Consider the following 23,757-nt stretch of genomic DNA (forward strand, 5'->3'; position numbering starts at 1 on the left):
TTTTTGGGGTCAGATCAAATTTTAATGGTTCAGGGAAACACTCTTTTGTAGGTCAAGGAACTTTTACTACCAATACAGCAGAAACTATTTCTACTCATAGCAATCTTGCTATCGGTATTAATGCAGGGGCAAACGCGACAGGAATAAGAAATATTGCTATCGGCGAAAATGCTGCCACCCAGCACTTTGGTGAGGAATCAATTACCATTGGTTATGGTGCGAATAATTTTAGTGGCGCGAGAAAAAATACCGATGGTAACACATTAGCCGCAGGTGATACTTATCGTGCAAGACGTACCATTGCCATTGGTAAAGAAGCCATGACCTATGGGGAAGATTCCATTGCGATTGGTTATGGTGCGAATACTAAACAAACGGCTTATAACAGTGGTGCTAATTATACCAATGCATCTAATGCCGTCGCACTAGGACGAGGAGCTTCCGCAAGTGGAGATAGTTCTTTTGCTCAGGGTTTCTTTGCATCTGCACAGGGTCAAGGGGATATTGCTATTGGTATAGCCGCAAGAACCTTATTAGATCCTTCTCTCCCAAATAATGCTAGAAATTTTAGAATTGCCATCGGTCGTGAGGCTAAAGTCGGTGAGGCCGCACTCAACAATTCACTTGCTATTGGTAGCAGTGCTAAAGTATTAGCCGGTAACAATGCGGTTGCTTTAGGTGCATTTACACAAGCGATTGGTAATAATCTTAATGTGGCATTAGGTTCTTCCAGCCGTACTTGGGGCGACCGTCCGAACGCAATTGGTAACTCAAATACCGCAGGGGGATTTGATTCTTCGGCGATTGGTGCGCAATCCCACGTTCTGATGCGTTATGACACAAATGACCAAACATCCAATAATGGCGTGGCAGTGGGTGCAGGCACGGTATCGGGTAATAGCAATGCCGTAGCCCTTGGTAATGCGGTAGCAGTATTTGGCATGAATTCAGGGGCATTATCCGCATCAAGTAAACACCCAATTGCGGAAAACTCACTCAAGTTAGGTGATACAACACAACGAGACAGTTTCACTGCGACTAAGTCACCTATCACCATTATCGGCGGTAGTGAAAACTTTGCCATTGGTAACAACAATGTTATCGGTTCAAGCTCTAACAATAATATGGTGATGGGTAACCGCATTGCCGTAGGGGCAACCGGAGCAACCACAAATGGTCTTATTAATATCTACCGTTTAGCGATAAAAGACAGTGCAACCGGCCAAGTAAGTGCACCGGCAACAGCTTATATTAAAGAGGGTTCTGGTAACAGTGCTAAGTATTATGCTTTTGACCGTGATGCGGCAGATTATAAAGGGGCTCAATTAGATCTCACCGGAAAAAAAGTCGAAGATGAAGTACAATTTGTACATATTGTTCCAACCTTTAACAATACAAAATCAATCAACCGTGCCGTTGCGATTGGTCACTCTGCATCGGTCAATGATAATGACACTATTGCTATTGGTACAAGAGCTAATGCTGGAGATAGTAGCAAAGCAGCGGATGCAACTGCTAATTCGATTGCAATAGGGACAAACAGCGTGGCAAATGCAAGCCAAGCCATTGCTATGGGGCAAGCCTCAAAAGCATCCGGAGAGGCAAGTGTTGCATTAGGTGCTGAAACAAAATCAGAGGGGGCATCTTCAGTAGCTTTGGGAGACTATGCTCAGAGTTCTGGAAAGTATGCAATCGCTGTAGGGGGGTGGTCGAAAGCTTTAGGTGTCGATTCCATTGCTTTTGGACGTGATACGAATGTTTCCGCAAACCAGAGCATTGCAGTTGGCTACAATAGCAAGGTATCCGGCACAAAATCGGTAGCCATTGGTATCGAAAATAATGTCAGCGGTAAAAACACTTTTGTGCTAGGTAATGGCGTCACTGCTGCCACGAGTGGTTCAGTCGTATTAGGTGATATGGCATCAACGGAAGGTTCTCATGCCATCGCTAATGTGACTAATGCAACAGTGAACGGTATCTATTATGGTGATTTTGTTGGTAAGGTAAAAGATAACGGTCGCTTTGTTAGTGTGGGCGCTAAAGGTGATGAACGTAAACTAATCAATGTTGCGGCAGGTAATATCAGTGCCACTTCAACCGAGGCGATCAATGGTAGCCAACTTTATGCAACAAACGATACCTTAGGTAATTTAGCTAACTCCACAAAAAATCTTCTTGGTGGTAATGCAACCCTTGCACCAAATGGCACATTAAATATGACCAATATTGGTGGCACAGGTAAAGGTAATATTCATGATGCCATTGCCGCTTCCATTACCGAAGTAAAAGCCGGTACTAATATCGCCAGTGTGGATAAAACAGTCGGGGCTAATGGTCAACCTATTTATACCGTCAATGCCGATGGGGCAAGTGTAAGTAGTGGTAATCCGACCTATGTTACTGTGACTAAAGGGGCAAAAGATGCCAACAACATCACAAATTATGAGGTAGATTTATCTCAAAGCGCAAAAGACGCTTTAGATAAAGCCAATACCGCCGTACAAAATATTGTAACTCAAGTAAATGGTGAAACCGTAAAAACCGTTGGCAAAGATGATAACACCATGAATTTTGTCAATGGTAATGCCACCACAGCTCGAGCGGATGGCACAAATATCACCTTTGATGTGGTGACGGATAATGACACTATTAAAATTGAAAATGGTAAGGTGGCAGCCAATACCACCACACTATCCAATAATGCAACAACCGGGGTGGTAGAAACACCGACAAATCCGACCGCACTTGTGAATGCTTCAACAGTCGCTGATGCGATTAATAAGGCAGGCTTTACTTTGAAAACTTCTGCCACATCAGAGGGACAAAAAGATGATTCCTCAACCCCTAGTGAATTGATTACACCGGGAAAAACCGTTGAAATGGTGGCGGGTAAAAACTTAGAGATCAAGCAAGAAGCTAACGGTAAGATTACTTATGCCACCAAAGAGAATGTGACATTTACCACAGTCAACGCGACAACAGTGAATGCCACGACAGTGAACGCAACCACTGTGAATGTCGGCGACACGACAATTAATAGCGATGGATTAACTATTAAAAATGGCCCAAGTATTACTAAAGAAGGTGTGAACGCAGGTGATAAGAAAATTACTAATGTAGCACCTGGTGAGATTTCTGCTACTTCAAAAGATGCGGTAAATGGTAGCCAACTTTATAACCTGACTACCGAATTAACGACAAAAGGCTTTGGCCTAAAAGCTGAAGACGGTAAAACCGTACAAAAACCACTTGGAGAAACTGTCGAAGTCGTGGGTGATGGTAAAAATATCACTACAAAAGTTGAAGATGGAAAAGTTAAGGTTGCGTTATCCGAGAACGTTAATGTGATGAGCGTCACGACAGGTAATACCTCTATTGATAATGATGGTTTAACAGTGGGTGATGTGACTGTAAACAATATACCAATTACGGTGAATGGTACTACCGTCAATAATGTTAATGAGGCAATTAACCAAACTGCCAAACAAGCATTTAGTCCATTAACCTTTACCGGTGATGAAGGCTCAACCGAACGCAAGTTAGGTGAAACTTTTGAGATTGTGGCAGGCAATGCAACAAATACCAGTACCAAAAACTTAAAAACTAAAGTTTCTGACGGAAAAGTTGAAATCAGTATGGCTGAAAACCCGGTATTTAACACCGTACAAATCGGCGGTGATAACGGGCCTAAGATTTCAGCTGATGGTGATAATATCAAGATCGGTGATAAAGATGGAAAACCAACAAAAATCACCAATGTCGCTAACGGTACATCAGCCAATGATGCGGTTAATTTAAGTCAATTAAATGCAACAAAAACGACAGTTGTCGGTGTGGGTGCGGTTAACGTAACATCAACCAGTGATGCCAATGGTACGGTTTACACCGTGAGAGCAGATGTGGATAACACCACAATCAAAATTGACGCAGAGGGTAAAATTGCCGCCAATACAGGGACAATTACTGCTGCACCAAGCAATATCACGGATGCTTCAGGCAATGTTCTTCCTAATGCGGGTGTCGTGACCGTCGTCGCGGGTGAAGGCAACAGAGTGGCAACCGTTCAGAATGTTGCTGATGCCATTAACAGCGCAGGTTGGATTGTGAATACCGGTAAAGCTGACGATCAAAATAGCTTTGATACCAGTGCACAAAATCATGTTGCGAAGAAAGTGGCTGCGGGTAATCAAGTGAACTTTAAAGCAGGCAAAAATATGGAAGTGAAACGTGATGGCAACGATATCATCTATGCCACCTCCAATGATGTCAGCTTTAATACGGTCACGGTCGGTAATACGAAGATCAGCAATGATGGCGTGAGAATTACCGGTGGTCCAAGTATGACAACCAATGGGATTGATGCAGGTAGTAAACGTATCACCAATGTTGCACCGGGCATTGCAGATACCGATGCGGTCAATGTAAGCCAGTTGAAAGGGGCGACCGCCAATATCAATAACCAACTGAACAAAATGGATAAACGCCGTAAAGCAGGCCATGCTTCCGGATTAGCCGCAGCGGGTTTAATGCAAGCCTATCGTGAGGGGCAATCTGCAGTGACAGCCGGTGTGGCGCAATACCAAAACGAAAGTGCGGTGGCAGTGGGTTATTCCCGTATTGCCGATAGTGGCAAATACGGTGTAAAAGCCTCATTTAGTGCCAATACACAAGGCGAAGTTGGTGGTGCTGTCAGTGCAGGTTATTTCTGGTAATCCTTACGATTAGACCATAAAAATAAAGACCGATTTTAATCCAAAATCGGTCTTTTTGTTTATTTAAAAGCCCCAAATCATTACAGCGATTTGAGGCAGTTCATTTTAGGCCTTCACATTCGCTTTCAAGAAGTCTAACAATTGTGCTTTGGCAATCATCTGTTTCTCACCGGTGCGGCGATTTTTATATTCTATCTCACCGTTTGCTAAATTTTTCTCACCGATAACAATCATATGTGGAACACCGATAAGCTCCATATCGGCAAACATCACACCCGGGCGTTCTTTGCGATCGTCAAAAATCACCTCGACACCTTGTGCTTGTAATGTGCGGTAAAGTTCTTCGGCATATTGTTGTACGGCTTCGGATTTATGCATATTCATCGGCACAATCGCCACAGTGAAAGGGGCGATTTCATCGGTTGGCCAAATAATGCCTCGCTCGTCATGATGTTGTTCAATGGCAGCGGCAACTACGCGAGTTACCCCGATACCATAACATCCCATTGTCACCACCATTGGGCGGCCATCCTCACCTTGCACTGTCGCATTCATGGCTTCGGAATATTTTTTACCCAGTTGGAAAATATGACCAACCTCAATCCCCCGTTTAATGAGTAATGTTCCTTTGCCATCCGGACTTGGATCACCCTCCACCACATTACGAATATCCGCCACTTTCGGTAATGCCACATCACGTTCCCAGTTGATATTAAAGTAGTGTTTCCCATCAATATTCGCACCGGCACTAAAATCGGACATCAAGGCGACTGAACGATCGATAATCACCGGAATATTGAGGTTGACCGGCCCTAATGACCCCACCCCTGCACCAATTTTGGCTTTGATTTCCGCTTCATCGGCAAACTCAAAAGGCGAAGCCACTTCCGCTAATTTTTCTGCTTTAATTTCGTTAAGCTCATGATCGCCACGAATAATTAATGCTACTAATGGCTGCTCCTCCGTTGCACCTTTAACAATCAAGGTTTTCACGGTTTTTTCAATCGGCTGATTAAATTGTGCAACTAATTCCGCAATAGTTTTGGCATTTGGCGTATCAACCAATTCCATGGTTTTGGTTGGGGCGACACGCTCGCCTATCGCTACCGCTTCGGCAAGTTCGATATTCGCTGCATAATCAGATTCGGTAGAGAAAATCACATCATCTTCACCACTGTTTGCCAACACTTGGAATTCGTGTGAAGCACTGCCACCAATGGAGCCGGTATCCGCCTGTACCGCACGGAAATCCAAGCCTAAACGATTGAAAATATTGCTATAAGTTTGATACATCACCTCATAGGTTTGTTGCAAACTTTCTTGGTTGGTATGGAAAGAATAAGCATCTTTCATAATAAATTCACGGCTACGCATCACCCCAAAACGAGGGCGTACTTCATCACGGAATTTGGTTTGAATGTGATAAAGATTCATTGGTAATTGGCGGTAAGAGGTGATCTCACGACGCATTAAATCCGTAATAGCCTCTTCATTGGTCGGGCCAATCACAAAACCCCGCTCACCACGGTCGGTGAAACGCAATAACTCAGGGCCGTATTGCTCCCAACGACCGGATTCTTGCCAAAGCTCTGCAGGCTGCACCACCGGCATCTTAATTTCAAGCGCACCGCTTTTATCCATTTCTTCACGAATGATTTTTTCCACTTTGCGTAACACCCGCCAGCCTGTCGGCATCCAGTTATAAAGCCCGGCTGCAAGCGGGCGAATCATCCCGGCACGCAACATCAGTTGATGGCTGACAATCGCCGCTTCTGCCGGCGTTTCTTTTAATGTGGAAAATAAATATTGACTTGTACGCATTGACTTAACCTTAAATTCGTTAATATTAAGAAAAATTGGTGGGAGTATAGCAAAAAGTGCGGTTATTTTTAACCGCACTTTTTTGAAAGAAGAAATTAATTGGTTTTGAGTTTATTCCAATATTTTTCGTAAATATCCACGGCATCCCCCACATCCCCTTGCATAATGCCCTTTTCCACTTCTTCCGAAGGTGGGAATAAGGTCGGATCATTCACCAACTCCGGGCTAAGCAAAGCTTTCACGCCTTCATTCGGCATTGAAAATCCCATCCGTTCAATCACTACTTTGGCATTTTCAGGACGAAGGAGGAAATCAATAAACTTATGCGCCCCTTCCACATTTTTGGCGGTTTTCGGGATGGCATAGTTATCCATCCAGAAAATTGCGCCTTCTTTCGGGTAGATAAATTGTAGGCTTGGATTTTCTTTGTGGGCAAGATAGGCTGAACCATTCCAAATCATCCCCAGTGCCACTTCACCTTGCACATAAGGCACTTCCGGTGAGTCGGAATTGAATGTGATCACATTAGGCAACAAAGTCACTAAACGATCATAAGCCCCTTTGATTTCTTCTTCGTTGGTGGTATTAGGTGATTTTCCATTTAATAACAAGGCGATATGGAATACTTCACGCGCGTCACTGGTCATCAGCACTTTATGTTTAAATTCAGGTTTCCATAAATCGGCCCAACTGGTGATGCTTTTCGGGTCAATCTCATCAGAATTAACTTCAATGCCCGTTAAACCATAAACATAAGGGAGGGAAAATTGATTTTCAGGGTCAAATTCTTTGTTCAGCAAGTGTTTTGGAATTTGTTTTATATTCGCTAATTTGCTGTGATCAAGGGGTTGCAACATATTTTCCTTGATCATTTTATTAACATAATAACTTGATGGAAATACCACGTCATAGCCTGAGCCGGTGTTTTCCGTCAATTTTAATTTGGCATACATTTCTTCGTTGCTCTCAAAGGTGGAATAAATAACCTCCACACCGGTTTCTTTGGTAAATTGTGCAACGAGTTCGGGTGGGACATAATCCGTCCAGTTATAAACATAAAGTTTGTTGTTGGCAAAAGCGGATGTCGCCAAAAGTGCGGTCATAGAAAGGAAAAGATTTTTGAATAGATGAGTTAGGAATTTTTTCAATTTATTGGCCTCCTTATGGAATTGTGACAAGTTAGAAAATATCAGCTCGGTAATTTCCTTACCGAGCCGGATTTATTCACTACCAAGCATACTGTACGCCAGCACCAAGTTGATAACTCTGTCGAGTTAATTTTTTCAAGGAATGTTCAATATGCGTATGGGCGTAAAACGAGAGATTATTCGTAGCATTCCATTGGAACTGCAATCCTATGTCTAACCAAGTTTTGGCATAAGATTCCCGATAATCCCGATTACCAATTTTCACTGCTCTATTATTCAAGAAATCATGCCAAACATTTGTAGTCAGAGCCAATAAATAAGCACTGTCTCGGAAATTAAGCGCTGAGCCTAATCGCCCGCGTAATCCTGTTTGATTGTGATACCGAATATTGAGGTGCTTATCATACAGATCTTTTAAGTATAAGTGTTGATAAATCAATTGAGCTTGTGGTTCAAATGACCAATTTTCATTCAAATGGAAGGTTTTGCCCGTCTCTGTTGAAACTAAAGCACTCATTCCCTCTTGTGTCACCTTACTCCCTTCTCTTGGACGATACTCATTTTGTAAGTAGCCTACTTGTCCAACAAGATCAAGGTAAGATTCATTTTGCCAAAAAATCGACTGATAGAGTCCTAACAATCCGGCTTTGGTTTTTCCTTTTCCTGTATGTTTATCGGTGACAATTCGTCCATTCTCAGCACGGAATCTATCGGAAAAATTAAGGTGGTTATAACCAAAGGTGGCATAGATTCCCGTTTGTTTGGTTACTGAATTTTTTGTATTGATATCAAAATCAACGCCCACTTGAGCAAAATATTGGTTTTGTCGATGGTTCAAGCGCTCTTTTCCTTCAACCTTAAGGTATTTACTCACCACTCGTCCCCAAGCACCCAGCTCTGGCATCTCTTTTGGCCCCGCCGTGCTTCCACGCCGTTTTGCCAAAGTATCAACAGTGCTGTAAGCCAATTCCATATTGGTATAAGGCATTTGAATGTAAGCAGATGAGGCTGCAGATCTGATTTCCTGCCTTTGTTTTGGTTGAGGCTCTGGCTGAGGCTTAGGCTGTGGTTGAGGCTCAGGCTGTGGTTGAGGTTCAGGCTGTGGTTGAGGTTCAGGCTGTGGTTGAGGCTCAGGCTGTGGTTGAGGCTCAGGTTGTGGTTGAGGCTCAGGCTGTGGTTGAGGCTCAGGCTCAAGGGCATCAAGTGTCCAATAATATTTGTTGCCAATTCTAACTAATTGTGCTTCACCGGCATTCAGTGTGGCTGATTTACCAATAAAGGCCAAACCATTGTGATCTTTTTCAGCAATTGCCACGAGAGAAGAGATTTGTTTTTGATCTGTTTTTTCAATATCGCCAAAAATTCCTGTTTTTGTTTTGACGGTGGTTGCCCCTTGCGAACGATCAATATCACCTAATACATGCAAAATATCGCTACCTGATGTTATTGGATCTTTATTCCAAACCGTATCAATAAGCAATGTTCCGCCGGAAGTATAGTTATTAACAACAAGATGGGTAAAATTAGGTTGGTTTGAACCATCTGCTAAATCAAGAGTGCCTTGATGAATAAAATTTTCTTTCACAAAAGGTGAATGATTCAAATTATTTTCATCATAAGGAGATGTCTGCCCAGTATTACTAAGAGAAAGTGTCCCATCTGGGGAAATTGTTAAATTATTTGTTGTAAATTTCTTAAAGGTAGATTGATTATCTAATTCTAACGAACCTTGCCTAATTTCAAGATTATTAACTTGAACATAATTACCATTTACTGGACTATTGGGAATAGGGCTACTGTCAATTTTCATTTTTTCAGGGGCATCATATTCAATATTGCAGTTATAACAACTTAGCAACGGAAAAGTAATATTATCTTCTTTTAATTTTTTAAAAATAAATCTAACCCCATTTCTTGTAGATTTAATTCCCTTAGCAAAATTAAATTCACCTGGTTGTTGGTGGTCATCGCTCCCTATTTTTAACCATCCCTCAAGATAAATACCATTAGGGGCATTAAAACGTCCTTGATTTTCAATATGAAAAACGGTCATTTGTCCCTTATAGTCAAGATTAAATGTTCCACCATTAAAAAGGTGGGCCGAACTGTACCAGTATGTATCAATATGATTCTTATAAGTTAGCTTTGAATTTTTACCATCGACAAAAATACGAGCATATTCACCAGGCCCGCTGTCTCTCCAGTGCCCCCAATAATTATCTTCATGAGTTCTACTAACCTGAATAACTTCAGCCCCATTTGTAACATGAAGTTCAGCATTAGCACCTTGATTACCAACAGTAAGAGGTTCATATGTTTTTAAAATTGTTCCCTCACCGTCAACTCTTAATATCCCCAAGTTTCTCTTGTTATGATTACCAATAAGAGTTTTCCCATAAAATTTTATTTTTTCCCCTTTATTAATAGTCACTTCACCATTCTCAATATAAGCCCCTCCATAAATACTGAATCCTTCTGCATCGGGAGAAGGCTCTCTTAGTGTTAGGTCAACCCACCCGCTTTTTATCACATCAGCATAGCTCAAACAGGGGAACAGAAGAAAAAAGACGAGTTTTTTCATAGCAATGATTCCTTAACAAAAATGAAACGTTCAGACAATTTGTAGTTTTATCTTCACAAAATAGCCCAATTAAAATCGATCAAAAATCAACCCAAAATAGATCAAATATCACACCATAATAGTTCAAAAAGAATACAATTACAATTCAAGATTTTTGTAAAGCATTTGACATATTTATCGATAGGCGTAAGATTTCGCCAGTTTTTATCAACGAGAGGTTTTATGCTCACTTTTGCTCATCAAGAACACGTTTCCTCCTATTATTTTGATTCACGCAATCAAGATTTCCAACTTCCTCCTTTAACACAAATTGAACAGGCCGATGTCTGCGTCATCGGTGCGGGTTTTTTTGGGCTGTCCGCGGCATTAGAACTGGCAGAGAAAGGGCAAAAAGTGGTAGTGCTGGAAGGGGCGAGAGTGGGGTTTGGCGCTTCCGGTCGAAGTGGCGGACAAGCAATTAATGGGTTTGAAGAAGGCATTGATGAATATATTCGCCAAGTCGGCTTTGAGAAAGCACGCAAGCTTTGGGAAATGTCGCTGGAAGCCATTGACATTATTGATGAGCGTATAGAGAAATACAGTATTCAATGCGACTGGAAAAAGGGCTATGCGACTCTGGCATTGAACGCTCGCCGCATGGATGATCTGATTGAAATGGAGAAAGCCAGTCATCGCTATTTTGGCTATCAAAATATGCAGCTTTGGGATAAAACAAAACTCAAACAGCATTTAGGTAGCGATATTTATGTGGGAGGGCTATATGATAGCCATTCCGGTCATCTCCATCCTTTTAACTACTGTTTGGGATTAGCAAAAGCCTGTTTAGATCTTGGGGTGCAAATTTTCGAGCAATCGCCGGTGGTCGATCTAGTGGAAAAAAGCGGTTGCATTGAGGTGAAAACCGATCAAAGTGCGGTCATTTCTCAAGATGTTATTTTAGCTACCAACGCTTATATTGATGCGCTCCCTAAATCCATTCACCGAGGAATTAATCGAAAAATTATGCCGGTGGAAAGCTTTATTATCGCCACCGAACCTTTAAGCCAAACGATGGCAGACTCGGTGATTAACAATGGTATGTCCGTGTGCGATAACAATTTACTGCTTGATTATTATCGTTTAAGTGCAGACAATCGCCTACTTTTCGGTAGCGATTCCAGCTCGGAAAAAGATATGGTTGCCGTAATGCGAAAAAATATGTTGCACGTTTTCCCCCAATTAGAAGAAGTGAAAATCGATTACGGCTGGGCCGGGCCAATTGATATGACCATGAACTCCACCCCTCATTTCGGGCGAATTTCTCCGCATATTTATTTTGCACAAGGCTATTCGGGACACGGTGTTGCCCTAACCGGTTTGGCAGGCCGTATTATTGCGGAAGCCATTTTAGGCAATGACGAACGCCTGAAAATTTTTGAAGGCTTAAAAGTGCCCTCTGTTTACGGCGGGAAATGGGTGAAGAATTTAGCCACGAAGATTGGGGTGAAATACTATCAATTTTTGGATAAATACCGCTAAAATCTTTGAGCAAGCTACAAAAGAAATTTTATTATGAGTGCTAATATTGAGGCTTGCTCATTTGTTTTAGGACAAAATCAACTTCAAAAATGCCCTTAAACTCAAACATTGCACACCGTCAAACGTGTTACCACTAAATTCATCCATCGTCACCACATATTTGGGATAGTTATCTTGAATTTTCAGTAGGTTGCCAAATTCTCGTTCAAGTGTTTTTTCTTCGTTGATGGTAAGCGTAGCTTGTACATAAATACGCTCGCCATTTTTTTCTGCAACAAAATCAATTTCTTGGCTGTTTAACCCACCAATTTTAACATCGTAACCTGCAATTTGCAGATGGTTGAAAATCGTGTTTTCGAGCAGCTTACCACGATCTTGTACCCGATAGCCAATTAAGGCATTTCGTAAACCTAAATCTTCAAAATAGTATTTTTCACCAATTTCAAAAATCCGCTTTCCTTCAATATCATAACGTGGCACTTTGTGAATCAAAAAGGCATTGGCAAGGTATTCGGCATAATGTTGTACCTGTATGCTTGAAGTCGTCATTTTCTGTGATTTTAAAAAATCAGCGATTTTTTTAGCAGAAAACAGATTGCCAATATTGCTCGCTAAAAATTGTGTGAGTTGCTCTAAAAATTTCACATTTCGTAACGCATAACGGTTCACAATATCACGAATCGCAATAGTGGAATAAATATTTCGCAGATATTCAAACACAATATTGTCTTGCAACGGCAGGTCTTTCAAATAAGGCAAACCGCCATATTTTAGAAATAATGACATCGCCTTATCGCCCTCTTCCAATCGCATAAACTCAAGAAATTCAAAATAGGAAAGGGAATGCACATGAATTTCAATTGCCCGTCCGCTCAATACTCCGGCAATATCCCGTGAAAGTAAATGCGCATTGCTGCCGGTGCAATACAAATCTAGTTCATCATCTAATAAAAGGGAGCGTAACGCCTGTTCAAAGCTTGCAATTTCTTGAATTTCATCAATAAAAATATAATTTTTTTGACCGCACTTTTTCTGCTGATAGATAAAATCATTCAGATCTTCAGCAGTGGCAATGTGGCTAAATGCTAAGTCTTCTTTGTTGATGTAAAGAATATGAGCATTTTCATTTGTGCTTTGGATTTCTTGCATAAGCTGAAACAGTAAATAGCTTTTACCCACACGGCGTTGCCCTGTGAACACCTTAATCAAATTTTTATTAATAAACGGGCGTACCGTTTCAAGATATCTCTGACGATAAACTAAATCTTTCTTCATGTTTCCCCTTTGTATTTATTAATCATCCCTTTATTAGCAAAGAAAAGTTTAAATTATAATTCAAACTTTTTCAATTTATCAGGCAAGATTAAACTATAAATTTAATTTTTGGCGATTAAATTCCATTCATAATATTCTTAAAGAGAATGGCATGCCACTGATTTCAAAGAAAAATAAAGGACGCCATTTTATACAGGCGTCCTTTTTAACTTATTGAAAGGGATGATGTGACTTATCGTCTTGGTAAGTAACGAATCGGATCGACCGATTTACCTTTATAACGAATTTCAAAGTGGAGTTTTACGCTATTGGTGCCGGTGCTACCCATTTTGGCAATTTCTTGTCCTGCTTTAATTTCTTGCTGATCGCTGACAAGAATTTTGTCGTTGTGTGCATAGGCGCTTAAGAAATCATCATTATGTTTGATGATGATAAGATTACCATAACCACGCAATGCATTACCGGCATAAACCACTCGGCCTGCGGCCGCCGCTTTAACCGATTGACCACGAGAACCGGCGATATCAATCCCTTTATTGCCTCCATCAGCACTAGAGAAGCCCTGTATAATATTGCCATTTGCCGGCCATTGCCATGCGATATTCGAAGCAATTGGCGCCACCACATTGGCATTCACCGGTGTGCTGTTCCCTGTTGCCACCGGCGTGGTTGGAACATTGGTTGGCATTGTCGGAGTTGGTGTGCTAGAAGCCACCCCTACACCTGATTTAATTGGGCCAATCACCGTTCCATCAGAGCCAATTTGTGTCCCATTTGCACCAGGGGTATAAGTCACTGCAGGCTCTGCCGGGGTTGCCGGTGTTGGATTATTTACCGGCACGGTGGTGGTGATCGTTTTTGTGGTACATTTTCCAATTTTTAAGGTTTGGCCTACGCTTAAGCTGTAAGGCTCTGACATATTATTTAATGCCGCCAATTCTTTAACGTCCATACCGGCTAAGTAAGCGATAAGGAACATCGTGTCGCCTTTATTGACTTTATAAGTGCTCCCTTTATATGAGCCTTTTTGAATTTGGCTGTAATCCGGTGCATTGGTATTCGGATTGCGTGGCACATTAATGGGGCTTGAGTTTGTACAATCTGACACGGTTTTGGTTACCGTTTTAGTTTGAGGCTGTACAGGTGCCGTTGCGGTAGGTTGTACCGGCTGATAAGTCGGTTGTGGAGTAGTGTTTGGCATGCTACTTGGCATAGTATTTGGCATGGTATTTTGTTGAATTTCCGGTTGCCAAGTTCCGCTACTGCTGTTATCTACCGGCTGCATAATACCCGGTGAAAGTTCCCCACCGGCATTTTCAATTGGCGCTTGGGTATTCGATGAACAAGCAGTTAAAATTGCCACACTCAGAGGCAACAATAAAAACGATTTCTTCATTTATTTTTCCTTCTTATTTCATGGTATTTGGCATCGTTTGTTGTTCGATTTCCGGCATAAAACTGCCGCCGGCAACAGCGCCTGTGCCTTCAACAGGCTGCATAATACCATTGGGTAATACATTCGGATCTTGGGCTTCTTGCGAAGCACAAGCAGATAACACAAACACCATAGACAACATAAATAAATATTTATTCATTACCTATCCTATTATTTCAAAATAAAGTAAGCCGCCACCGCAAGCACAACCACCGCCCAGCCAATAATTTCAATGGATTGACGTAATTTTGCTGCAAATTTTTCTCCACCCCAAGCAGCAAGTTTTGCCACCAACAAAAAACGTGCTGCCCGAGAGATAAATGCCGTGACTACAAAAGGCAAAAACGACATTTGCATGACGCCGGCACAAATCGTAAACACTTTATAGGGAATAGGGCTGAAACCTGCTACGAAAACCACCAGTACCCCCCATTGCTCAAACCAGCTTATTGCCGTTGCCCAGTGTTCACCATAGCCCCATTGTTGGACGATCCCCTGCACCCAATCTGTTGCAAAATAACCGATAGCATAGCCCACCATACCACCAAGAGCAGAAGCAATCGCTGTATAAAGGGCCAATTTGACCGCACTTTTTGGCTTTGACATCGACATAGGGATCAACATCACATCCGGCGGAATAGGAAAAAAGATCGCTTCGATAAAACTCACAAAAGAAAGCCAAAACGTGGCAAAACGGTGTTTCGACCATTCCATGGTTTTATCATACATCGCACCAAAAATATTCATTCCGTTCACCTTCCGATTACCATTTAACCAAAGCGTGCATTATTCACGTTCCAGCCAATCTTGTAAAGCCTGAATTGAATGATGTGCTGTCATATCCGCTTGGATAGGGGTAATGGATACATAGCCATTTTTTACGGCATGAAAATCCGTACCCTCTTGCTCGTTTTCCGGCAAACCGGCAGGGCCAATCCAATAAATGGCTTCACCACGAGGATCTTCTTGTTTTATCACTTCTGCCGCAGATGAACGGTAACCCAAATGGCAAACTTTATAGCCTTTGAGTTCCTCATAAGGCAAATCCGGTACATTAATATTGATAATTTCTCGAGGATTTAATAATTGATTATGCAATTTGGGGATTAAATCTGCCACGACTCGGGCGGCGGTTTCATAATGCTGGCGACCATCTAGTGAAACAGCAATGGAAGGTAAGCCCAAATGACGCCCTTCTAATGCTGCCGCCACAGTGCCGGAATAAAGGGTATCATCTCCCATATTACACCCAGCATTAATGCCCGAAACCACTAAATCCACCTGACCGGATAAAAAACCGTTTAAGGCTAAATGCACACAATCTGCCGGTGTGCCGTTAATGCAATAATCCCCATTATCTAAATGACGAGGGCGTAAGGGTTCAACCAAAGTTAATGCACTGGATGCCGCACTGCGATTGCGATCCGGTGCGACAATCACCACATCCGCAAATTGGCGTAATTCCGCTGCTAAAACTTGGATACCTTCTGCGTGAAAACCATCATCATTACTTAATAAAATTCGCATTATGCTTCCTTATAATTGACTAATTCCCGAATCAATGCCGTGGCATAGCTGCCTGCCGGCAAATAAAAAGAGAGGGTTAATCCTTCCTCAACAAACTGCCATTTAAAATGCTGTGGCTGCATCAAAAGCGGACGGCGTGCTGCTTTCATTTTTTCCTGCTTCATTAAAGGTGAGAACACATTGTGTTGTTCCACAATGGCATTTTCAATATTTGAAGCCTGCGGATTTTCTTCCCCAATAAGCGGTGCGGTGAGCAAAATATCTTGATTTTCTAACCGCACTTGTAAGGCATCTAAGTCTTCTGTGTCATCCGCTTTAAACCAGCTGTGTGAGCCGTTTAATTGCACAATATCATTGGGCAAAATCTGTTGTGCAAGGTTTTGTTCAATGCGAGCAGCCACTACTAAATTAAAAATTTCACTACGGGCGGCGGAAAGGTAAAAACTGCGTTTTTTTCGATCTTTAACTTTAATTTCGCCTTTTGCCCAACGTAATGCTTGTGTGAGATTATGCCCATCTCGGCCAAAGCGTTGTTCCGTAAAATAATTGGGAAATCCAATCTTTTCCACAACCTCTAGACGAGCCTTTAATTCCTCGCTTTCTTTGGCATCACGCAACAAAATATCAAAATAATTACCTTGTAAACTACCGGTACGGATTTTGCGATGATGACGAGTGACCGCTAAGATCTCTACCCCATCTAATTCAAAACCGCTGAAATCCGGTGTATCTTGCCCCGGCATTTGCAAGCAGAACCATTGTTCTGTCACCGCTTGACGATCTTTTAAACCGGCATACCCCATATTCCGCACCGACACGCCGGCAAATTGCGCCAATTTTTCCCCCACAAATAAGGTATTACACCCTGTTTTGCGAACCTTCAACGCCACAAATTCCCCTTCCCCTGACATTTCATAGCCCAGCTCTTCTTTCACCACAAAATCTGCACAATGTTGTTTTAAAAGTGCGGTGGATTTTGGCGGTGTTTTTAAGCTGAGGTAAGGAAGTGGTGCAAGCATGGTTTTAATGAGGTTAGGTTGAAAATAATCTGCGAAATTTTATGCGACTTTTGGGGATTTATCCACTAAAATAACCGCACTTTTCACGCCAACTAAGGAATTCATCATGACGGATTTTGCCGCACTTCAAGCAGAAACACGCGAAATTATCACCGATTTATTAAATGACGGCAGCGATCCGTCTGCCCTTTATATTATTGAACATCATATCTCACACTACAATTTCGATTTATTGGAAAAAATTGCAGTGGATGCCTTCAAAGCCGGTTATGAAGTTTCAGAGGCAGAAGAATTTGAAGATGAGCACGGAAAGGCGATTTTCTGTTTTGACATCATCAGCGAGGTGGAATTAAAAGCAGAAATTATTGATGCCCAACAAAAAGAAATTCTACCGCTCGTTGAGAAACACAAAGGCCTTTATGATGGCTGGGGAACTTATTTTGAAGACCCGAATGCCGATGAAGATGAATACGGTAATGACGGTGAATTTTTTGATGACGACGAGGTCGAAGAAGCACGTTTACATTAATTCACTCATTCAATAAGCCTTTTATAATCATCAGACTGCGCTATAAAAGTGCGGTCATAAAAACAACCTTTTTGAACATTGGCTTTGCCAACAGCACCAAAGGCGTAAATAAATCGCTTTAGTGATTGATGAATAATTTTTGGAGAAACTTATGAAATTAAAAATATTCAGCCTCGCGCTATTAGCCTTACCCTTGGCAACATCTGCCTTGGCAGAAAACACTGTTACCCAGCAAGCTAATTTGGTTTCCTTTAGTACCGAAGCGGAAAAAAGCATAGAACGCGATTTACTGAATGTCCGTTTATTTTATCAAGTGGACGGCAAAAATTTAGCTGACTTAAATAAGACGATTTCAGAGCGTTTAAATAAAGCCGTGGGTATCGTTCAAAAACAAAGTGCGGTGGAGATTAAAGGCAATTCCCGTCAAACCTCCGTTCGTTACGACAACGAAGGGAAGAAAACAGGTTGGATTGCCCGAGTGGATCTCACATTAGAAAGCAAAGATTTCCAAGCCTTATCAGATGTGCTCAACGCCCTTGATGGCATTCTTGCCATTGAAGATGTGAATGCAACTATTTCCCCTGAAAAACTCATGGGTGTAGAAACTGAATTAACACAGGCGGTGATTGAACAATTTAAAAATAAAGCCACATTAATTCAACAGTCATTACAAATGAAAAATTACCGCATTCTTAATTTAGATATTTCATCGGTAAACGAGCCTGTATCTATCCGTCCTTATGCTGCACCACGCGCCGCCAAAGTCGCCATGCTATCTTCCGATGCCGCCCCTGAGGCACTTTTAGAAAGTGGAAAAGAAGCGGTACGAGTACGGGCAAACGCACAAATTGAATTGCTTAAGGATTAATTTCCTATACAATTCCTCTTTCTTCTATACAATGACAACAATTTCACACAATAAGGAAACCTCATGAACGTAGCAAAAAATGTCGTGGTGAGCATTGCTTACCAAGTGCGCACCCAAGATGGTGTATTAGTAGACGAAGCACCGGCCAATCAGCCCTTAGAATATTTACAAGGTCATCATAATTTAGTCGTTGGTCTTGAAAAAGCCCTTGAAGGCAAAGCAGTAGGCGATAAATTTGAAGTTCGTGTCCAACCGGAAGAAGGTTATGGCGAATATAATGAAAATATGGTGCAACGTGTACCTAAAGAGGTGTTCCAAGGAGTTGATGAATTAGTGGTGGGAATGCGTTTCTTAGCCGACACGGATATTGGCCCAATTCCTGTGGTAATTACCGAAGTAGACGGAGATGAAGTGGTGGTGGACGGTAACCATATGTTAGCCGGCCAAGAATTACACTTCACCGTTGAAGTGGTCGCCACCCGTGAAGCCACCTTAGAAGAAATCGCCCATGGTCATGTTCACGGTGCGCATGGTCATCATCACCATGATAGTGACGAAGAAGGTCACGGCTGTGGTTGTGGCGGTCATCACCATCATCATAATCACGATCATGGACACGAAGGTTGCTGTGGCGGTGGTCATAAACAAGATCATCACGGACATGGCGGTTGTGGCTGCGGCGGTCACTAATTTTCGCTCAAAAGAGAAAGGGCAACTCATGTTGCCTTTCTTTTTGTCTAATAAATGAAGGAAAAAACAATGAAAAAAATCCTACTGTTAACGCTTCTTTTTTGGCTGAGCGGCTGTACGATGAACACCACAGTGGAACAAACAGAAGTGAAACCACAAATGGCAGAAGCACAACATTTTTCAGGGAAAATCACCGGCTATGAAACGGCAAACTATCCTTTTTTTGTGAAAAAAGGGCAGAATTTAAACATCAGTATGGCGACATTTTTCCCTCATGCTTACTTCAATATCCTGCCCCCTCAAGGAAAAGAAGCTATTTTTAACGGCAGTGTACAAGGCGACCAATTTGAAGGGGTCGCACAAGAAACCGGAAAATATCAGGTTCAGGTTTATATGATGCGAGCCCAAGCCCGAAGAAATGAAACCATTCCCTATCAATTAGAAATCATTGTCGGCCATGAGCTGCCGCCAATACAGTAAGAAATAGAGGAAAAGCCTTGTTCTATTTTCCCGAAAAAGCGGACAATCATTCAAAGGGTGAGGCGATATTATATCGTTCTCAGTCCTTCGTTTTCATCAAGAAGCGCTTTTGCCATTGTTTTGGGCTGATATGATGTTTGGTTTTAAAGTGTTGACGGAATGCTGTTGTAGAATGAAAACCAATTTGGTGGGCTATTTCCTCAATTGTTAATTTGCTACTTTCAAGTAGCTCCCGGCCTTTGTGTAACCGTATTTCGATCAACCATTCGGTGAATGCCATCCCCGTTGCTTGACGAAAATGGCGAGTGAATGTACTGCGGCTCATCATCAAGTGTTTGGCTAATTCATCAATCGAATAATTTCCTTTTAGATGAGTTCGTATAATTTCCAACCATTCATTGATATTCTCATTGGCCGTTTTACGCGCGATCGGTTGTTCGATGAATTGCGCTTGCCCTCCTTCCCGATGAGGAGAAATCACCAACAAGCGAGCCAGTTGATTGGCAATTTTTACGCCATATTGCCTTCGAACAATCGCAAGACAGCAATCTAGCCCCGCGGATGTCCCTGCGGAAGTAATAATATTTTCATCTTCAATATAAATTGCACTGCAATCCAATTTTACTTGTGGGAAACGTTGTCTAAAATCCATTTCGCCCATCCAATGGGTTGTGGCTTTTTTTCCATTCAGCAATCCTGCATAAGCAAGTGGATATGTACCATAACATAATCCTACAATGACCGCACCACGCAGTGCAGCTTGTTGTAACGCTTGTATTAAGGCATCAGAAGGCATTTGCGCAACATTATCCCAACCGGGAATTACAACAAAATCTGCCTGTTCTAGCAAACTCAGCTCACCGTCTGCTGTAATCGTAGCTGGGTGGGAATAAGTCATTGCCTGATTTTCAGCCACGATTTTGACTTTAAATAAAGGCTCTCCTTCAATTTCTGTTGAAAAAACCATATAGGGTACAGAAAACTGAAAGGGGTTAAATTGTGGATAAAGGACAAGTGCAACCGTTGGAATCGCCATATTTTCTCAATGTCATGAATTTGACCCAATTTTTTCGATATTTGAATAATAAGTCAATGTTTTTTATTTTTTCCTTCTTTCATAATAGCTATACCGTATTCGGTACGGTCTAATTTATTTTCATTTTTACAAGAGGAAACTTATGAAATTAAAACCTATCTTATTTACACTCATGACAACAGCTTTTGCCACAACTGCAAATGCTGAGATCAGCTATCAACATATCCGTAATGCAACGGCTAAAATTGAAATGGCAGGCAGCACGTTTTTAGTCGATCCCTATCTTGCGCCCAAAGGCAGCTACGCTGGGTTTGAAGGCACTATTAACAGCCAAAAACGTAATCCGTTGATTGATATGGCAGAACCAGTTGAGAAGGTATTACAAGGTGTTGATGCGGTGATCGTCACTCATACTCATCCTGATCACTGGGATGAATATGCACAAAAAGTATTACCGAAAACTTTACCAATTTTCGTACAAAATGCAGGCGATGCCCAAATTATTCGTTCACAAGGTTTTAAAGATGTTCGGGTCGTGGGTAAAAATACCGAATTCAACAAGGTGAAATTAAGTAAAACAGGCGGACAACACGGTACCGATCAAATGTATGCGACACCACAGCTTGCTGAATTTGCCGGAGAAGCAATGGGCGTTATTATGCAAGCTAAAGGAGAGAAAACACTCTATATTGTGGGCGATACTATTTGGAATTATGAGGTCGATCATACCCTCAATCACTATAACCCCGAAATCATTGTAATGAATACCGGCTATGCTCAATTACAAGGATTCTCCGGTAGCCTTATTATGGGAAAAGCCGATGTTGCCAAAGCCCGTCAAGTTGCACCAACAGCTGATATCATCACCGTGCATATGGATGCAGTCAATCATGCTTCAGTCACCTCTGATGAAATGCGAAAATTCGTAAAAGAGAATAAGTTGAATAAGGTTGCCGTGCCAAAAGAAAGTGAAGTACTGAAATATTAAGTACAATAATCTATCTATTATCTGCGAATGTAGCCTCTCTAAGAGAAAAGCGGTTGTAAAATCTTGTGATTTTCAACCGCTCTTTTACTTTATTGATTATTTTCTCGCAAGAGGGGGAACAAACACAAGGCCTAAATCCCAGGGTTGTTCAATCCAGGTGTTTTGTGGAATATCAATGACATAATCATCCACCAACTCTGCCCCCGCCGGTTTGGCGAAAACGGTGACAAATTTTGCTTTAGGATACATTTCACGAATGGCGCGAGCGGTGTTGCCGGTGTCCACTAAATCATCCACTACAATAAAACCCTCACCCCCATTTGGCACTTCTGCGGCGTGTAACACTTGCAGTTCACCTTGATTTTTATGATCGTGATAACTGGCGATACAAACGGTTTCTACATGGCGAATACTGAGTTCACGAGCCAATACCGCCGCCGGAAATAAACCGCCACGGCTTACCGCAATAATGCCTTTCCATTGGGAAGCGGGAAGTAAACGTTCTGATAATTTGCGGGCGTGCATTTGGAACATATCCCAAGTCACCACATATTTTTCGTTCATAGTCATACCTTAATTTTGTCGATAAATAAAAATTGGGTAAGAATAACCTGAAACAAGGTTTTATGCTATTATTTCATGAAATTTTTCGTGAAAAGGAGCGAATATGTCTGAAATAACTCACTTACAACCTCAATTATTATGGAAATGGTTTGATCAAATTTGTGCCATTCCCCACCCTTCCCATCATGAAGAGGCCTTGGCGAATTTCATCGTCAATTGGGCGAAAGAAAAACAATTTTTTGTCGAGCGTGATGAAGCAGGCAATGTGCTAATTCGCAAACCGGCAACCGCAGGCATGAAAAACCGCACTCCGGTAGCATTGCAAGCGCATTTGGATATGGTGCCACAAGCCAATGAGGGCAATCCGCACGATTTCACCAAAGATCCCATTCGTCCTTATATTGACGGTGATTGGGTAAAAGCACAAGGCACAACGTTGGGTGCGGACAACGGAATTGGATTAGCTTCCGCCCTTGCGGTGTTAGAAAGTGATGATATAGCGCATCCGCCTCTTGAAGTATTGCTCACGATGACGGAAGAAACCGGCATGGACGGTGCATTAAATCTTCGCCGTAACTGGTTGCAATCAGAGATTCTCATTAATACGGATACGGAAGAAATCGGCGAAATTTACATTGGCTGTGCCGGTGGCATTAATGCCAATTTGACACTACCGATAGAACGAGAAAAAAACGCTTTCGAACATTGCGTTCAGCTCACCTTAAAAGGTTTGCGTGGCGGACATTCCGGTTGCGATATTCACACCGGCAGAGCCAACGCCATTAAAGTGTTAGCCCGTGTATTAGCAAAACTGGCTCAAAACCAACCGCACCTTGCTTTAGCGGAAATTCGTGGTGGTTCTATTCGCAACGCCATCCCTCGTGAAGCGGCGGCGGTGCTGGCATTCAATGGTGATCTTAATACCCTTGAAAGAGAGGTCAAAAATCTGGAAGTTTTACTCAAAGAAGAATTAGCCATTGCCGAGCCAAATTTAACCCTCTTTATTGAACCGGCAGACAACGCCGAAACAGTATTCACCCCACAAAGCACAAAAACCACTATTCATTTGCTCAATGCCTTGCCAAACGGCGTGATTCGCAACAGTGATGTGATTAAAAATGTGGTGGAAAGTTCGCTCAGTATCGGTGTATTAAAAACTGAGGGCGACAAAGTAAAAGGCACGATTTTAGTCCGTTCATTGATTGAAAGCGGTAAAGCTTATGTGACCGAGCTATTAAGCTCCGTTGCCACTTTAGCCGGTGCGAAAACCGAATTCTCCGCCCCTTACCCGGGCTGGAAACCGGTGAACGATTCTGCCATCCTCAACCTAACGAAAAAACATTATGCCGAAGTATTAGGTAAAGAACCGGAAATCAAAGTAATCCACGCAGGTTTGGAATGTGGCTTACTCAAAGAGCATTATCCACATATTGATATGGTGTCTTTAGGCCCAACTATCCGCAACGCCCACTCACCGGATGAGAAAGTACAGATTTCTGCGGTGAAAACGTATTGGGAGGTGTTGGTGAGAGTATTGGGGGATATCTCAATCAAATAATAAAAGTA

The 23,757-nt window shown here is 42.1% G+C and carries 19 protein-coding genes; 8 read left to right on the forward strand and 11 right to left on the reverse strand.

The window, feature by feature from the left end:
* The coding region (locus BKK48_RS04645; RefSeq protein WP_077426999.1) for a YadA-like family protein at positions 1-4,712 on the forward strand (4,712 nt) is incomplete at its 5' end.
* 105 nt (positions 4,713-4,817) lie between these two features.
* Here BKK48_RS04645 and proS read toward each other — a convergent pair.
* The 3 genes from proS to BKK48_RS04660 form a co-directional block, all read right to left on the reverse strand.
* Positions 4,818-6,533, reverse strand: coding sequence for a proline--tRNA ligase (gene proS / locus BKK48_RS04650; RefSeq protein WP_077427000.1), 1,716 nt, complete (start codon positions 6,531-6,533; stop codon positions 4,818-4,820).
* 95 nt (positions 6,534-6,628) lie between these two features.
* Complete coding sequence (locus BKK48_RS04655) at positions 6,629-7,681, reverse strand: extracellular solute-binding protein (RefSeq protein ID WP_077427001.1); 1,053 nt, start codon at positions 7,679-7,681, stop codon at positions 6,629-6,631.
* 79 nt (positions 7,682-7,760) lie between these two features.
* Entirely contained in the window at positions 7,761-10,262 is a 2,502-nt protein-coding gene (locus tag BKK48_RS04660; RefSeq protein ID WP_077427002.1) for an autotransporter outer membrane beta-barrel domain-containing protein, read from the reverse strand.
* 222 nt (positions 10,263-10,484) lie between these two features.
* On the opposite strand from BKK48_RS04660, the gene BKK48_RS04665 reads away from it, so the two are divergent.
* The gene (locus tag BKK48_RS04665; protein WP_077427003.1) at positions 10,485-11,780 is read left to right on the forward strand and encodes an NAD(P)/FAD-dependent oxidoreductase; all 1,296 of its coding nucleotides are present in this window, start codon (positions 10,485-10,487) and stop codon (positions 11,778-11,780) included.
* Positions 11,781-11,846: 66 nt separating this feature from the next.
* Here the strand turns inward: BKK48_RS04665 and BKK48_RS04670 are convergent, their stop codons facing one another.
* The 6 genes from BKK48_RS04670 to truD all read right to left on the reverse strand — a co-directional run bounded on the left by BKK48_RS04670 (position 11,847) and on the right by truD (position 17,036).
* The gene (locus tag BKK48_RS04670) at positions 11,847-13,055 is read right to left on the reverse strand and encodes an ATP-binding protein (RefSeq protein ID WP_077427004.1); all 1,209 of its coding nucleotides are present in this window, start codon (positions 13,053-13,055) and stop codon (positions 11,847-11,849) included.
* Between the two features lie 232 nt (positions 13,056-13,287).
* Positions 13,288-14,451, reverse strand: a complete 1,164-nt coding sequence (gene nlpD / locus BKK48_RS04675; protein ID WP_077427005.1) for a murein hydrolase activator NlpD — start codon at positions 14,449-14,451, stop codon at positions 13,288-13,290.
* Between the two features lie 13 nt (positions 14,452-14,464).
* Positions 14,465-14,650: a putative periplasmic lipoprotein gene (locus tag BKK48_RS04680; protein WP_077418121.1), complete on the reverse strand. Its 186-nt coding sequence runs from the start codon at positions 14,648-14,650 to the stop codon at positions 14,465-14,467.
* An 11-nt stretch (positions 14,651-14,661) separates the two neighbouring features.
* Positions 14,662-15,237, reverse strand: coding sequence for a YqaA family protein (locus BKK48_RS04685; protein ID WP_077427006.1), 576 nt, complete (start codon positions 15,235-15,237; stop codon positions 14,662-14,664).
* A gap of 39 nt (positions 15,238-15,276) precedes the next feature.
* Positions 15,277-16,017, reverse strand: a complete 741-nt coding sequence (gene surE / locus BKK48_RS04690; protein WP_077427007.1) for a 5'/3'-nucleotidase SurE — start codon at positions 16,015-16,017, stop codon at positions 15,277-15,279.
* Positions 16,017-17,036 (reverse strand): tRNA pseudouridine(13) synthase TruD, encoded by a 1,020-nt coding sequence (gene truD / locus BKK48_RS04695; RefSeq protein WP_077427008.1) that lies wholly within the window; start codon positions 17,034-17,036, stop codon positions 16,017-16,019. The genes surE and truD overlap by 1 nt, the downstream gene beginning before the upstream one ends.
* A 106-nt stretch (positions 17,037-17,142) precedes the next feature.
* On the opposite strand from truD, the gene rraB reads away from it, so the two are divergent.
* The 4 genes from rraB (at position 17,143) to BKK48_RS04715 (ending at position 19,603) form a co-directional block, all read left to right on the forward strand.
* Complete coding sequence (gene rraB, locus BKK48_RS04700; RefSeq protein WP_077427009.1) at positions 17,143-17,565, forward strand: ribonuclease E inhibitor RraB; 423 nt, start codon at positions 17,143-17,145, stop codon at positions 17,563-17,565.
* Between the two features lie 151 nt (positions 17,566-17,716).
* The gene (locus BKK48_RS04705; RefSeq protein ID WP_077427010.1) at positions 17,717-18,433 is read left to right on the forward strand and encodes an SIMPL domain-containing protein; all 717 of its coding nucleotides are present in this window, start codon (positions 17,717-17,719) and stop codon (positions 18,431-18,433) included.
* Positions 18,434-18,496: 63 nt separating this feature from the next.
* Entirely contained in the window at positions 18,497-19,123 is a 627-nt protein-coding gene (gene slyD / locus BKK48_RS04710; protein WP_077427011.1) for a peptidylprolyl isomerase, read from the forward strand.
* A 69-nt stretch (positions 19,124-19,192) separates the two neighbouring features.
* The gene (locus tag BKK48_RS04715) at positions 19,193-19,603 is read left to right on the forward strand and encodes a hypothetical protein (protein WP_077427012.1); all 411 of its coding nucleotides are present in this window, start codon (positions 19,193-19,195) and stop codon (positions 19,601-19,603) included.
* A 79-nt stretch (positions 19,604-19,682) separates the two neighbouring features.
* Here the strand turns inward: BKK48_RS04715 and BKK48_RS04720 are convergent, their stop codons facing one another.
* A complete protein-coding gene (locus BKK48_RS04720; RefSeq protein ID WP_077427013.1) occupies positions 19,683-20,639 on the reverse strand; it encodes a GlxA family transcriptional regulator in 957 nt (318 codons plus the stop codon).
* A gap of 142 nt (positions 20,640-20,781) precedes the next feature.
* Here BKK48_RS04720 and BKK48_RS04725 point away from each other — a divergent pair, with 142 nt between their 5' ends.
* Positions 20,782-21,627 (forward strand): MBL fold metallo-hydrolase, encoded by an 846-nt coding sequence (locus BKK48_RS04725; RefSeq protein ID WP_077427014.1) that lies wholly within the window; start codon positions 20,782-20,784, stop codon positions 21,625-21,627.
* A 96-nt stretch (positions 21,628-21,723) separates the two neighbouring features.
* On the opposite strand, the gene gpt is transcribed toward BKK48_RS04725, so the two are convergent.
* A complete protein-coding gene (gpt, locus tag BKK48_RS04730; RefSeq protein WP_077427015.1) occupies positions 21,724-22,191 on the reverse strand; it encodes a xanthine phosphoribosyltransferase in 468 nt (155 codons plus the stop codon).
* A 103-nt stretch (positions 22,192-22,294) separates the two neighbouring features.
* Between gpt and pepD the strand changes: the two genes are divergently transcribed.
* Positions 22,295-23,749, forward strand: coding sequence for a beta-Ala-His dipeptidase (gene pepD / locus BKK48_RS04735; protein ID WP_077427016.1), 1,455 nt, complete (start codon positions 22,295-22,297; stop codon positions 23,747-23,749).
* The last annotated feature ends 8 nt before the right edge of the window (positions 23,750-23,757 follow it).

It is taken from the genome of Rodentibacter heidelbergensis, from assembly GCF_002000125.1.
GTDB lineage: Bacteria > Pseudomonadota > Gammaproteobacteria > Enterobacterales > Pasteurellaceae > Rodentibacter > Rodentibacter heidelbergensis.